The organism is Massilia brevitalea (assembly GCF_030711405.1).
Lineage (GTDB): Bacteria > Pseudomonadota > Gammaproteobacteria > Burkholderiales > Burkholderiaceae_D > Telluria > Telluria brevitalea.
Genome location: NZ_JAULSI010000018.1, coordinates 81,261 through 94,857, shown reverse-complemented (window position 1 = coordinate 94,857; position 13,597 = coordinate 81,261). Strand labels below are relative to the sequence as shown.

The following is a 13,597-nucleotide window of genomic DNA, read 5'->3' as shown; positions in this document are numbered from 1 at the left end:
CGTTTCATATCCCCTTTTTGTCATGTCTTCGATCGCCGTCAGCGCGCTCGTCGTTCCGTCATGCCGCCTGCGCCTTGCGCTCGGTGGGTATGCGCTCGCCCATCTCGGCGCAAGCTGGCTCTGCCTTGCAATTTTGCCGCAACGCCTGCTTTTTTCTTCTGTCTGCGCATTGTTTTTCCTCATTGCAGCGCTCTTCTTGCTGCACGGATGCACCCGCCTCGATAAGACGCACCGGATTGATGTATCTGGAACCGGCGCCCTGCGCCTGACGGTACAACAGAAGCTGGGAACCGGCCCTGCGGCCGCTACCGACATCGCCGTGAGCTTGTTGCCTGGGAGCCTGTTATGGCCGCAACTCATGCTCTTGCGGCTTGGCGATGCGGGTGGCGCCACGCACACGGTGCCGGTGCTGCGCGACAGCCTGAGTCCCACCGAATACCGGCGCCTGCGCGTCGCGCTCGGCGTCCAGGATGGGCGCGTGGCGCGTTCTGCGGCAGGCATCGAAATACTTTGAACTTATTGCAGCGGGCCAACTCTTAAGCGAGAGGTGGTTCAAGAAACCGTAGCGGGCCGGATGGAAGGGGCGAGGGCGCAGCTGGTAGGCCGCGCATCGCAGGCCGCCAATCCGGCACGGCAGGTCGATTGAGCCATCTTGCCCGGTTGCGAGCTGAACGGGATGCGGTCAGTGACAACAGAGCGCGAGGGTGATCAATTGCTGGTCGAACGCGTCCAGGCCGGTGACAGGCAGGCGTTCGATTTGTTGGTGGCGAAGTATCAGCGCAGGCTGATGCGGCTGGTGTCGCGCCTCGTGCACGACCCTGCCGAGGCCGAAGACGTGGTGCAGGAAACCTTTATCAAGGCTTTCCGCGCATTGCGCCACTTCCGCGGTGAGTCGGCGTTCTATACCTGGCTGTACCGAATAGGCATCAACACGGCAAAGAATTTTCTCGTCACACAGGGCAGGCGCGCGCCGACCTCGACCGAGGCAGATACGGAACGTGCTGAAGCGTTTGACGATGCGGACAGCTTGCGCGACATTAACACACCCGAATCCGTGTTAGCGAGCAAGCAGATCGCGTACACGGTCAATGCCGCGATGGAAGCGCTGCCGCTGGAATTGCGGACCGCGATTGTCCTGCGCGAAATTGAGGGTTTGAGCTACGAGGAAATCTCCGAAGTGATGGCGTGCCCGATTGGCACGGTGCGCAGCCGGATCTTCCGCGCACGCGAAGTCATCGCCGAAAAATTGAAGCCCTTGCTCGATATTTCAGGTGATAAACGTCGGTAGCGATGATTGCACCACAACCTGTTTAACTTTTTGGATCACACGACTACCGTGACGGAATTACCGATGGATACGAACAAGAAAGCCCGCGAACACATCTCCGCGCTCAGCGACGATGCGTTGCCGGAAGAAGACCTGGAACTCGCGGGCCTGGCCCTGCGTACAGCCGATGGGGCCGGGGCGTGGGGAGTCTACCACCTGATCGGCGACACCTTGCGCACGCTTGAGACGCCGCCGCTGTCAACCGGTTTCGCAAGCAGTCTCGCGTCGCGCCTGGCCATCGAACCCCTGCACGCGCGGCGCAGCAGCAGCGCCGAGGCCGAAGCCGGGAAGCCGGCGGCCCTGGCAGCGTCTGCACCCTCGTCCTGACCCGGCCGGGTGGGCGCATCGGGGCGGCGCCCGCTCCGCTCGCCGCGCCCACGCTTCATTCTTCATTTGCGAAGGCCGGCCTCGCTTGCCGGCGCTTTGCTCGCCGATGCCGGCGTGGCCACTTTCATTGCCCCCTCGGCAGCGTCCACCTTCCGGGTTGCAGCGATTACCATTCCTGGGGCCGCTTCCATCTTCCTGCTGTCGCTTTCATCGTTCTGGCAGCGTCTTCCTCCTCCCTCAGGCCGCCTCCACCGCTACCGCGGCAGCATGCGCGACAAGGCGCCAGGATTTGGCTTACCATAACGTCAATTCCCGACCTGAGTCCCCACTCCCATGACAAGCACATCCCTTCGCGTTGTCCTCTCTGCACTGCTGATGGCCGGCGCCGGCCTGTCCGTTACCGGCACGGCCCTGGCCGCCGCGCCGGTGCCGACCCCGGTCGTGACCGGCCTGCCCGATTTCTCCGACCTGATCGACAAGGCCGGCCCGGCGGTAGTCAACATCCGTACCACCGAGAAGGTGCGCCTGGGGCAGGGCGGTCCGGGCGAGGAAGAGATGCAGGAATTCCTGCGCCGCTTCTTCGGCCAGCCCATCCCGCGCCGCCGCGCGCCCCAGCAGCAGCCCCAGGAAGAAGTCGAGCGCGGCGTCGGCTCCGGTTTCATCATTTCCGACGACGGCTATGTCCTGACCAATGCCCACGTGGTCGAAGGCGCCGACGAAGTCACGGTCACGCTTACCGACCGCCGCGAGTTCAAGGCCAAGGTGCTCGGCGCCGACCGTCGCTCCGACGTCGCCCTGCTGAAGGTCGGCGCCACCAGCCTGCCCTACCTGCGTACCGGCGACTCGAGCAAGATCCGCGTCGGCGAATGGGTGATCGCCATCGGCTCGCCCTTCAACCTCGACAACACGGTGACCGCCGGCATCATCTCGGCCAAGTCGCGCGACACCGGCGAATACCTGCCGCTGATCCAGAGCGACGTGGCGGTAAATCCCGGCAACTCCGGCGGCCCGCTGATCAACATGCGCGGCGAAGTCATCGGCATCAACTCGCAGATCGCCACGCTCTCCGGCGCCTACAACGGCATCTCGTTCGCGGTCCCGATCGACGAAGTCATGCGCGTGGCCGACCAGCTCAAGAAAACCGGCCGCGTCACGCGCGGGCGCCTGGGCGTGCAGATCAGCGAAGTCACGCGCGACGTCGCCGAGTCGCTCGGCCTGGGCAAGGCGCGCGGCGCCGAGGTCTCGATGGTCGAGCCGGGCGGTCCGGCCGAGAAGGGCGGCGTGAAGGTCGGCGACATCATCCTGAAATTCAACGGCCAGGCGATCGACACCACGCGCGACTTGCCGCGCCTGGTCGGCGCCAGCAAGGTCGGCGCCAAGGCCAGCGTCACCGTCTGGCGCCGCGGCGCCCAGCTCGACGTGCCGGTGACCATCGTCGAGCTCGAGGACGAAAAGACTGCCTCCGCGAAACCGGCGCCGAACAAGCCGGCGCCGGGGCCGGCCCCGAACGCGCTTGGCCTGCATGTGTCGAACCTGACGCCTGAACAGCGCCGCGAACTGCGCATCGAGGGCGGCGTGCTGGTCGATTCGAGCGAGGGCAGGGCGGCCACGGCCGGCGTGCGTCCGGGCGACCTGATCCTGCAGATGAACAATGTCGAGATCAAGGACGCAGCCCAGTTCAATGTGCTGGCGGGCAAGCTCGATCCGAAGAAAACCGTGGCGGTGCTGGTGCGGCGCGAGAACGTGACCCAGTACCTGGTCGTGAAGCCGGCTGCCGCCAAGTGATCCGCTTCACTTTGTACTCGCGCACCTGGTGCCACCTGTGCGAGGACATGCTGGCCGCCTTGCGCGCGCTGGAACAGCCCGGGCAGGCGTTTGAAATCGACGTGATCGATGTCGATGCCGATCCGGCGCTGGAAGCGCGCTTCAACGAATTGGTGCCGGTGCTGTATGGCGAGCCGGATGGGCCCGAGCTGTGCCACTATTACCTCGACGAAGCCGCCGTACGCGCCTACATCGAACGTAAGACAGCGCTGCCGGCCTGAACCGTGCGGCGCCCGATGTCCTCGCGGTGTGTGCGCGTTTTGTTGCCAGATGCAAGCAACCGTAGGGTGGGCACTCTGTGCCCACGCAGACGTCTGCATCGTGTTGGCCTATGAGCGCGGCGATGCAGCAAACGGATCAACGCAAGCGTTTCGCGGATCATCCCGAACGCCGCCGCAGTGACGCCGTCTCTCGGTTGCAAACACCGTCAACACAGCGGTGCGTTCCGCGTGGGCACGGGGTGCCCACCGTACGGTTGCTGCCGTCGACTCCGGCCGCTCTGTTCGCCCTCCGCCTCTCCATTGCCGATTTCCCTCAGAAACCGGGCTTTCTACCCTGAAATCCGGTAAAATGCTCCGTTTGGAAAAGCTCCTGTCGACAGCACATCAGCTTCTCATGTTGCAATTAGTAGCGATAAGGCGCTCGCCTGGGGACGGACCAGTCCGCACGGGGCGCTTTTTTCGTATTGCGCTGGCATCATCGCGGCGCCGGTCACCGCCAGGTAACCTGCCTCGCCTTTTTTGGTTTTGAGCTTTGTTAATGAACAACATACGTAACTTCTCCATCATCGCCCACATCGACCACGGTAAATCGACCCTGGCCGACCGTATCATCCAGTTGTGCGGCGGCCTGTCGGACCGCGAAATGGACGCGCAGGTGCTCGACTCGATGGACCTGGAGCGCGAGCGCGGCATTACCATCAAGGCGCAGACCGCGGCCCTGCAATACAAGGCGCGCGACGGCCAGACCTATAACCTGAACCTGATCGACACGCCCGGCCACGTCGACTTCAGCTACGAAGTGTCGCGCTCGCTGTCCGCGTGCGAAGGCGCGCTGCTGGTGGTCGACGCCTCGCAGGGCGTGGAAGCGCAGACGGTCGCCAACTGCTACACCGCGCTCGACCTGGGCGTGGAAGTGGTGCCGATCCTGAACAAGATCGACCTGCCGCACGCTGACCCCGACAACGCCAAGAAGGAAATCGAGGATGTCATCGGCATCGACGCCTCCGAGGCGACCACCTGCTCGGCCAAGACCGGCCTCGGCGTGGAAGACGTGCTGGAAGACCTGATCAAGCGCGTGCCGCCCCCAAAAGGCGACCCGGACGCGCCACTGCAGGCCCTGATCGTCGACTCCTGGTACGACCCGTATGTCGGCGTCGTGATGCTGGTGCGCGTGGTCAACGGCACCCTGCGCCCGAAAGACAAGATCCTGCTGATGGCGACCGAATCGGTGAACCTGGTCGAGAACATCGGCGTCTTCACGCCGCGCTCGGTCTCGCTGCCGGAACTCAAGGCCGGGCAGGTGGGCTTCATCATCGCCGGCATCAAGGAACTGACCGCCGCGAAAGTCGGCGACACCGTGACCCTGGCCAACAAGCCGGCCGCCGCGCCGCTGCCGGGCTTCAAGGAAGTCCAGCCGCAGGTGTTCGCCGGTTTGTTCCCGGTGGAAGCGAACCAGTACGACGCCCTGCGCGACTCGCTGGAAAAGCTGAAGCTGAACGACGCCGCCCTGATGTACGAGCCGGAAGTGTCGCAGGCGCTGGGCTTCGGCTTCCGCTGCGGCTTCCTGGGCCTGCTGCACATGGAAATCGTGCAGGAACGCCTGGAACGCGAATTCGACATGGACCTGATCACGACGGCGCCGACCGTGGTGTATGAGGTCGAGATGCGCGATGGCTCCATCATCCGCGTCGACAACCCGTCGAAGATGCCGGAACCGTCGAAGATCAACGAAGTGCGCGAGCCGATCGTCGACGTGAATCTGTACATGCCGCAAGAATATGTCGGCTCGGTGATGACGCTGTGTAACGGCAAGCGTGGCGTCCAGATGGACATGGCCTACCACGGCCGCCAGGTGAAGCTGCACTACGAAATCCCGATGGCGGAAATCGTGCTCGACTTCTTCGATCGCCTGAAGTCGACCTCGCGCGGCTATGCCTCGATGGACTACGAGTTCAAGGAAAACCGCGCCGCCGACGTCGTCAAGGTCGACATGCTGATCAACAGCGAGAAGGTCGATGCGCTGGCGATCATCGTGCACCGGGCGAATGCGCCTTACCGTGGCCGCCAGGTCGCGGCCAAGATGCGCGAACTGATCCCGCGCCAGATGTTCGACGTGGCGATCCAGGCGGCCATCGGCGCCACCATCATCTCGCGCGAAAACGTGAAAGCGCTGCGCAAGAACGTGCTGGCCAAGTGCTACGGCGGCGACGTCAGCCGCAAGAAGAAACTGCTCGAGAAACAGAAAGCCGGTAAGAAACGCATGAAACAGGTGGGTTCGGTGGAAATTCCACAAGAAGCATTCCTGGCCATCCTTCAAGTGGAAGATAAATGAACCTGCAACCGATCCTGGGGAATTTCGCGCTCATCCTGTTCGTGCTCATGGTGGTCACGGGCATTGTCTGGTGCCTGGACGTCTTTGTATTGGCGAAGCAGCGCCGCGCCGCGGCCGACGCCGCCCTGGCCGAGTACGACGCACGCAATGCCAAGCTGACGCGCGAGGGCATCAAGGTCGACACGAACGGCAACCGCGCCGCCATCGAGGCGGCGCACCTGCGCCAGCCGACCTGGGTCGAGTATTCGGGCAGCTTCTTCCCGGTGATCGCGCTGGTCTTCATCCTGCGCTCCTTCCTGTGGGAGCCGTTCAAGATCCCGTCGAGCTCGATGGTGCCGACCCTGCTGGTGGGCGACCTGATCCTCGTGAACAAGTACACCTACGGTATCCGCCTGCCGATCATCAACAAGAAAATCATCCAGTTGAACGATCCGCAGCGCGGCGACGTGATGGTGTTCAAGTATCCGAAGGACATGAGCCAGGACTACATCAAGCGCGTCATCGGTGTGCCCGGAGACAAGATCACCTATGAAAACAAGCGCCTGACGGTGAACGGCAAGGCGGTAGACTACACGCCGCTCGACGATTATCTCGACGAAGAACGGCCGGTGTACCACAAGCAGTTCGTCGAAAAACTGCCGGGCAGCGAGCACCGCATCCTGAACGACGAACCGGCGCGCTCGTTCAACCTGGACGGCGTGGAGAACTTCCCGAACCGCGAAGCCTGTGACTATTCGTACGACAAATTTACCTGTATCGTACCGGCAGGCAACTACTTCATGATGGGCGACAACCGCGACAACAGCGCGGACAGCCGCTACTGGGGTTTTGTGCCGGACAAAAATATCGTCGGCAAGGCTTTCCTGGTGTGGATGAACTTCGGTGATCCGAAGCGCATCGGCGGCATCCGGTAAGTCCGGTTCGCAAGGAGAAGGCACGATGCAATACCGCAAAATCACTCTCGCCAAGCAGCATGGGATCTCGCTCACCAGCGTGATCCTGGTGCTGATCGTCGTCGGCCTGGTGGCCGTGGTCGGCATCAAGGTGTTCCCGTCGTGGCTGGAATACCGCTCGATCAAGGACGGCATCGTCCGGGTCAAGGCGGAAGGCGGCACCGTCGCCGAGATGCAGCGTGCCTTCGACAAGTTTGCAGACATCAACAGCGTCGAGTCCGTGAAAGGACGCGACCTCATCATCAGCAAGGACGGCGGCGAGCCTGAAATCAGTTTCGCCTACCAGAAACGCATCGTCTTGACCGAGAAGGCCAGCCTGGTCATCGACTACGACGGCACGACCGACCCGAGCGGCGTCGTGGCCGCCAGCGCCGACTGAACGCTGGCGCCAGGCAGGCCGTTTGCAGGCCTGCCGCGAACGCCAAGCCCGGCATGCGCGCCGGAAGCCGAAATACCGGTATCCTCGGTGTTTCGGCTGCGGCATTTCTGGAACCGGCCTGTACTATGAAAAATAAACAATGAATCTACAGTTATTGCAAACCCGCTTGGGCTACACGTTTCGGGACAGCGGCCTGTTGCAACAGGCCCTGACCCACCGTAGCCACAGCAGCTTGCATAACGAACGCCTGGAATTCCTGGGCGATTCGATCCTCAACTGCGTGGTGGCCTCGATCCTCTACGAGCGTTTCAACAACCTCGACGAGGGCGATCTGTCGCGCCTGCGCGCCAACCTCGTCAAGCAGCAGTCGCTCTACGAAATCGCCCAGAAGCTCGAACTCTCGCAGTTTTTGCGCCTGGGGGAGGGCGAGCTGAAGTCGGGCGGGTTCCGCCGCCCGTCGATCCTGGCCGACACCCTCGAGGCCCTGCTCGGCGCAATCTTCCTCGACGCCGGCTTCGAGGCCGCGCGCGGCGTGATCCGCGCCTTTTATATTCCGCTGCTCGACACCGTCGACCCGCGCACCCTGGGCAAGGACGCCAAGACCCTGTTGCAGGAGTTCCTGCAAAGCCGCAAGATTTCGCTGCCGACCTATAACGTCATCGCTACCCACGGCGCCGCCCACAGCCAGGAATTCGAGATCGAATGCCTGGTGCCGAAGCTTGCCATCAAGGTCTTCGGCCGTGGCGGCAGCCGCCGCGCCGGCGAACAGGCCGCCGCCCGCCTGGCGCTCGAAGCGGCGGAACTGGCCTTGCGCAAGACGCCCGCTGCCTCGCGCAAGGCCAAGCCGCGCGTGACCCAACTGAAACTGGCCGGCATCGCCACCGTACAGAGCAATCATCCTGGCGACAGTCCGGGCGACGGCGCCTCCACCAAACAAGCATCCTGATATGAACACCGACATCCAACAAGACGACGCCGACAGCAACGACGGCACGCCAGACAACTTCCGCTGTGGCTACATCGCCATCGTCGGCCGCCCGAACGTCGGCAAGTCGACGCTGATGAACGTGCTGATCGGCGCGAAGGTTTCGATTACCTCGCGCAAGGCGCAAACCACGCGCCACCGCATCACCGGTATCCAGACCCACGACGATGCCCAGTTTATCTACGTCGATACGCCAGGCTTCCAGACGCGTCATGCGAACGCACTGAACAAAACCCTGAACAAGACTGTCTCGAACACGCTCACGGCGTCGGACGTGGTGCTGTTCCTGGTCGAGGCCGGCACCTTCGGCCCGGCCGACCAGCAAGTGCTGGATTTGTTGCCGAAAAACGTGCCGGTGATCCTGGTCATCAACAAGTCGGACCGCATGAAGGACAAGGCCACGCTGATGCCGTTCGCCCAGAAGGTTGCGGCCCTGCGCGACTTCACGGCTATCGTGCCGGTGTCGGCCAAGCTGCGCTTCCAGTGCGACGCGCTGGAGCGCGAGATTCGTTCGCACCTGCCGCAGAATCCGCCGATCTTCGGACCCGACGACATCACCGACCGCAGCGAGAAATTCCTGGCCGCCGAGATCGTGCGCGAGAAAGTCTTCCGCCTGCTGGGGGATGAGCTGCCCTACACCAGCACCGTGGTGATCGAGCAATTCATCCAGGAAGGCAACCTGCGCCGCATCTTCGCCGCCATCCTGGTCGAGCGCGATACCCATAAATCGATGATCATCGGTAACAAGGGTGCGCGTTTGAAAGAGATCTCGACCCAGTCGCGCCTCGACATGGAAAAGCTGTTCGACGGTCCGGTGTACCTGGAGATCTGGGTCAAGGTCAAGTCCGGCTGGGCCGACAACGAAGCCGGCCTGCGTGCCTACGGCTACGAGTAAGCCTTCACGGTTCGCCTCCCACGCATGACGAGCCCCGACAACCACGATCACGACCACGCTGCAGCGGCGCCTGATGTTTCCGAGGCGCCGCCAGCGCCTCCTGCGGTCAACGACATGCCGGTGGCGGAACTGCGCATCACCGAGATGCAGCCACCGGTCCTGCAGGTCGCGGAAGCGAGCCCGGCCTATGCGCCGCCGCCCGTGCGCCGCAGCCGCGCGCCAATCCGCGAAACCCGCGTGAATGGCCAGCCGGCCTTTGTGCTGCACAGCTATCCCTACAAGGAAACCAGCCTCATCGTGGACCTGTTCACGCGCGATCATGGCCGCATCGCGGTCGTGGCCAAGGGCGCGAAACGGCCGCTGTCGAAGCTGCGCGGGGTGCTGCAGACCTTCCAGCCTTTATCCGTGTCGTGGAGCGGCAAGTCGGAGCTGCGTACGCTGATCGACGCCGAATGGGTGGGCGGCATGCTGCCGATCGAGCGCACGGCCTTGCTATGTGGCTTTTACCTGAACGAATTGCTGGTGAAATTGCTGGCGCGCGACGATGCGCACCGGGCCTTGTTCGACCACTACGTGTCTACCCTCAACGAACTGGCGCACGACGAACCTGCACAAATCGTCTTGCGAAAATTCGAAAGAGCCCTACTTAAGGAAACAGGCGTCGCTGCCAACCTCGGCCGCTCGACCGGCACGCGCGAGGCGGTCGACCCCGGCGAGCGCTATGTGGTCGACCCCGAACGCGGTGCGCGCGAAGCCTCCATGTCCGATGTCTGGCCCGTGGTGTCCGGCAAGACCCTGCTCGACATGGAGCGCGAGGATTATGCCGACCCGGTAACGCAGAGCCAGAGCAAGCAGCTGATGCGCTTCCTGCTGGCCCACCAGTTGAACGGGGCGCCGCTGAATACCCGGCAGATTTTGATTGACCTGATGCAGTTATAAGAAAAGAACAACCATGAGCTTCCTCCAACCCGTCGGCCCCGTCATCGACCTGGGCGTGAACATCGACCACATCGCCACCGTGCGCAATGCGCGCGGCACCGTCTATCCGGACCCGCTGCGCGCCGCGCTGCTGGCCGAACAGGCCGGCGCCGATTTGATCACGCTGCACCTGCGCGAAGACCGCCGCCACATCAAGGATGCCGACGTGCTCGCCATTCGCCCGCAATTGGCCACGCGCATGAACCTGGAAGCGGCCGTGACCCGGGAAATGATCGACTTCGCCTGCCAGGTGCGTCCGCAGGACGTCTGCCTGGTGCCCGAGCGGCGCGAGGAAGTAACGACCGAAGGCGGGCTGGACGTGATCCGCTACTTCAACGAGGTGGAAGCGGCCGTGAAGCAGCTGAAAGGCGAGGGCATCCGCGTGTCGCTGTTCATCGACGCCGACGCGCAGCAGATCGAGGCGGCGGCGAAAACCGGCGCCACCGTGATCGAGCTGCACACGGGGCGCTATGCCGAAGCCGAAGGCGCCGAAGCGGCGAGCGAGCTGGCGCGCATCAAGGTGGGCGTTGCCGCCGGCGTCAAGCACGGCCTGGTGGTGAACGCCGGCCACGGCCTGCACTACACGAATGTGCAGGCGGTGGCGGCCATCAAGGACATCGCCGAACTGAACATCGGCCACGCCATCGTTGCCCACGCCCTGTTTGCCGGCTGGGAAAACGCGGTGCGCGAGATGAAGGCGATCATGGTCGCGGCGCGCCTCGGCGTGAGCCTGGGGGCGCAATGATCTACGGCATCGGCACCGACATCGTCCAGATTTCGCGTGTCGAGGCCGCGCTCGCACGCAACGGCGATCGCTTCGCCGAAAAGATCCTGGGGCCCCAGGAACTCGAGAAATACCACGCGCGCCGTGCCCGCAGCGAAGTGCGCGGCCTGCGTTTCCTGGCCACGCGCTTCTCGGCCAAGGAAGCGTTTTCGAAAGCCATCGGCCTGGGCATGCGCATGCCCATGACCTGGCGCTCGGCGCAGATGCTGAACGACCCGAGCGGCAAGCCGACCATCGTATGCAGCGGCGCCCTGGCCGACTTCATGCAGCAGAAGCAACTGAGCGCCCAGGTGACGATCAGCGACGAGGCCGACTACGGCGTCGCATTCGTCATCGTCACCCGCGACGTGCAAACCTGATCGTGCAAACCTGATCGTGCAAACCTAATACATCGAGCAAGCGACAAGCCAGTGACCAAGGAAGTGCAAGCCCCCGAATTGCCGGACAGTCCGGAACCGAGCCAAGCCCTTGCCGATACGGCAGCGGAGGCGCCCGCAGCGTACGCAAGGCCGGACGAGGACACGGCCCAGCCGCCCCAGGCTGCCGAGGGCAAGCCGCCCTATATTCCCGGCCCCGAGGCGGGTGAGGCGATGTTGCAGGCGGACCCGGCCACACGTTCGCGCCCCGACTCGCGGCAAGCGGTCAAGGAAGAACTCAGCGCGACGCTGAAACAGGATGCCGCCGGCCCCGTGCAGGTGACCGCCACTGCGCGCGAACTGGTGCTGGCGACCGTGGCCAAGCTGCCCGATCTGCCGGGCGTGTACCGCTACTTCGACGCCAACGGGAGCGTGCTGTACGTCGGCAAGGCGCGCAACCTCAAGAAGCGCGTGTCGAGCTATTTCCAGAAAAACCTGTCGAGCCCGCGCATCGCGATGATGGTCTCGCAGATCGCGAACCTGGAAACCTCGGTGACGCACAGCGAAGCCGAAGCCCTGATCCTGGAAAACAACCTGATCAAGGCACTCAAGCCGCGCTACAACATCCTGTTCCGCGACGACAAATCCTATCCGTACCTGAAGATCACGCACGGCGACTTCCCGCGCATGGCCTATTACCGCGGCGCCCTCGATCGCAAGAACCAGTACTTCGGCCCCTTCCCGAGCGCCTGGGCGGTGAAGGAGTCGATGCAGATCCTGCAAAAGGTGTTCATGCTGCGCACCTGCGAGGACAGCGTATTCGCGAATCGCACGCGCCCCTGCCTGCTGCACCAGATCGGCCGCTGCAGCGGGCCTTGCGTGAATCTCATCGACAAGGATGCGTACAAGGTAGACGTCGAGAACGCCGCGAAGTTCCTGCGCGGGCGCCAGAACGAGGTCATGGACGACCTGCAGCAAAAGATGCAGAGCTTCGCCGAAAAGCTGATGTTCGAGCAGGCCGCCGGCGTGCGCAACCAGATCCAGTCGCTGTCGCGCGTGCTGCACCAGCAGAGCATGGAAACCACGGGCGACGCCGACGTCGACGTGATTGCCGTGGTGGTGCAGGGCGGGCGCGCCTGCGTCAACCTGGCCATGGTGCGCGGCGGGCGCCACCTGGGCGACCGCGCCTATTTCCCGACGCAGGTGGGCGAGGCGATTGCCGAGAAGTCGATCGAGTGCGAGGTGCTGGCCGCTTTCCTGGTCCAGCACTACACCGGCAGCTTTATCCCCGGCACGCTGATCCTGAACATCGAGTTCGACCAGCCGGAACTGATGGTGGCGCTGACCGAGCAGTGCGGGCACCGCATCAACCTGATCTTCCAGCCGCAAGGCCAGCGCCGCCAGTGGCTTGAGCTCGCTCAAAAGGGCGCCGAGATCTCGCTGGCCCGTTTGCTGTCTGAACAAGGGTCGCAGCAATCGCGTACGCGCGCGCTGGCCGAGACCTTGTCGCTGGACGCGGCCGATCTCGACTCCCTGCGCATCGAATGCTTCGACATCAGCCATACGGCAGGGGAGGCGACGCAGGCATCCTGCGTGGTGTTCCATCATCACGCGATGCAGAACGCGGAATACCGGCGCTACAACATCAACGGCATCACGCCGGGCGACGACTATGCCGCGATGCGGCAGGTCCTCACGCGCCGCTACGAAAAGGTCGCGAGCGGCGACGGCATCATGCCCGACGTGGTGCTGGTCGACGGCGGCAAGGGCCAAGTGGAAATGGCGCGCCAGGTGTTGACCGAACTCGGGCTGGATATCGGCCTGATCGTCGGCGTGGCCAAGGGGGAAGGGCGCCGCGTGGGCCTGGAAACCCTGATCTTCGCCGATGGCCGCGCGGCCCAGGAGCTGGGCAAGGAATCGGCGGCGCTGATGCTCGTCGCCCTGATCCGCGACGAGGCGCACCGCTTCGCCATCACCGGCATGCGCGCCAAGCGTGCCAAGGCGCGCCAGGCCTCGCGCCTCGAGGAAATCGAAGGCATCGGCGCCAAGCGCCGCCAGCGCCTGCTGGCCCGCTTCGGCGGCCTGCGCGGCGTGGTCGACGCCAGCGTGGAAGACCTGTGCCAGGTCGAGGGGATTTCCACTGCCCTGGCGGAAGAGATTTATCGCCAGCTGCACTGATAATCCGGCGCATCGGGCTTTTCGTAGGGTGGGCACTCGTGCCCACGCGGTACGGCGG

Annotated in this window: 14 protein-coding genes; all 14 read left to right on the top strand. The window is 63.8% G+C overall.

Annotation, left to right across the window (positions count from 1 at the left end; all coding sequences use genetic code 11):
• Window positions 1-22 precede the first annotated feature (22 nt).
• The 14 genes from QWL29_RS13375 (at window position 23) to uvrC (ending at window position 13,539) form a co-directional block, all read left to right on the top strand.
• The gene (locus tag QWL29_RS13375) at window positions 23-514 is read left to right on the top strand and encodes a protein YgfX (protein WP_305823376.1); all 492 of its coding nucleotides are present in this window, start codon (window positions 23-25) and stop codon (window positions 512-514) included.
• A 162-nt stretch (window positions 515-676) separates the two neighbouring features.
• Complete coding sequence (gene rpoE / locus QWL29_RS13370; protein WP_305823396.1) at window positions 677-1,288, top strand: RNA polymerase sigma factor RpoE; 612 nt, start codon at window positions 677-679, stop codon at window positions 1,286-1,288.
• Between the two features lie 63 nt (window positions 1,289-1,351).
• Window positions 1,352-1,654 (top strand): sigma-E factor negative regulatory protein, encoded by a 303-nt coding sequence (locus QWL29_RS13365; RefSeq protein ID WP_305823375.1) that lies wholly within the window; start codon window positions 1,352-1,354, stop codon window positions 1,652-1,654.
• A 333-nt stretch (window positions 1,655-1,987) separates the two neighbouring features.
• Window positions 1,988-3,439 carry a DegQ family serine endoprotease gene (locus QWL29_RS13360; RefSeq protein ID WP_305823374.1) on the top strand — a complete coding sequence of 484 codons (1,452 nt, stop codon included), beginning with the start codon at window positions 1,988-1,990 and terminating at the stop codon, window positions 3,437-3,439.
• Window positions 3,436-3,699, top strand: coding sequence for a glutaredoxin family protein (locus QWL29_RS13355; protein WP_305823373.1), 264 nt, complete (start codon window positions 3,436-3,438; stop codon window positions 3,697-3,699). Before QWL29_RS13360 ends, QWL29_RS13355 begins: the two co-directional genes overlap by 4 nt.
• Before the next feature lie 538 nt (window positions 3,700-4,237).
• Window positions 4,238-6,031 (top strand): translation elongation factor 4, encoded by a 1,794-nt coding sequence (gene lepA / locus QWL29_RS13350; protein WP_305823372.1) that lies wholly within the window; start codon window positions 4,238-4,240, stop codon window positions 6,029-6,031.
• Window positions 6,028-6,945, top strand: coding sequence for a signal peptidase I (gene lepB, locus QWL29_RS13345; RefSeq protein ID WP_305823371.1), 918 nt, complete (start codon window positions 6,028-6,030; stop codon window positions 6,943-6,945). Before lepA ends, lepB begins: the two co-directional genes overlap by 4 nt.
• Window positions 6,946-6,970: 25 nt before the next feature.
• Window positions 6,971-7,363, top strand: a complete 393-nt coding sequence (locus tag QWL29_RS13340) for a DUF4845 domain-containing protein (RefSeq protein WP_305823370.1) — start codon at window positions 6,971-6,973, stop codon at window positions 7,361-7,363.
• Window positions 7,364-7,502: 139 nt separating this feature from the next.
• On the top strand, window positions 7,503-8,309 hold the full coding sequence (rnc, locus tag QWL29_RS13335; protein WP_305823369.1) for a ribonuclease III: 807 nt from the start codon (window positions 7,503-7,505) through the stop codon (window positions 8,307-8,309).
• 1 nt (window position 8,310) lies between these two features.
• Window positions 8,311-9,243, top strand: coding sequence for a GTPase Era (gene era, locus QWL29_RS13330; RefSeq protein WP_305823368.1), 933 nt, complete (start codon window positions 8,311-8,313; stop codon window positions 9,241-9,243).
• Between the two features lie 144 nt (window positions 9,244-9,387).
• Complete coding sequence (gene recO / locus QWL29_RS13325; RefSeq protein WP_305823395.1) at window positions 9,388-10,182, top strand: DNA repair protein RecO; 795 nt, start codon at window positions 9,388-9,390, stop codon at window positions 10,180-10,182.
• Window positions 10,183-10,195: 13 nt separating this feature from the next.
• Complete coding sequence (locus QWL29_RS13320) at window positions 10,196-10,966, top strand: pyridoxine 5'-phosphate synthase (RefSeq protein WP_305823367.1); 771 nt, start codon at window positions 10,196-10,198, stop codon at window positions 10,964-10,966.
• Window positions 10,963-11,364, top strand: a complete 402-nt coding sequence (gene acpS, locus QWL29_RS13315; RefSeq protein ID WP_305823366.1) for a holo-ACP synthase — start codon at window positions 10,963-10,965, stop codon at window positions 11,362-11,364. The genes QWL29_RS13320 and acpS overlap by 4 nt, the downstream gene beginning before the upstream one ends.
• A gap of 234 nt (window positions 11,365-11,598) precedes the next feature.
• Window positions 11,599-13,539 carry an excinuclease ABC subunit UvrC gene (gene uvrC, locus QWL29_RS13310; RefSeq protein WP_370663696.1) on the top strand — a complete coding sequence of 647 codons (1,941 nt, stop codon included), beginning with the start codon at window positions 11,599-11,601 and terminating at the stop codon, window positions 13,537-13,539.
• Window positions 13,540-13,597: the final 58 nt, after the last annotated feature.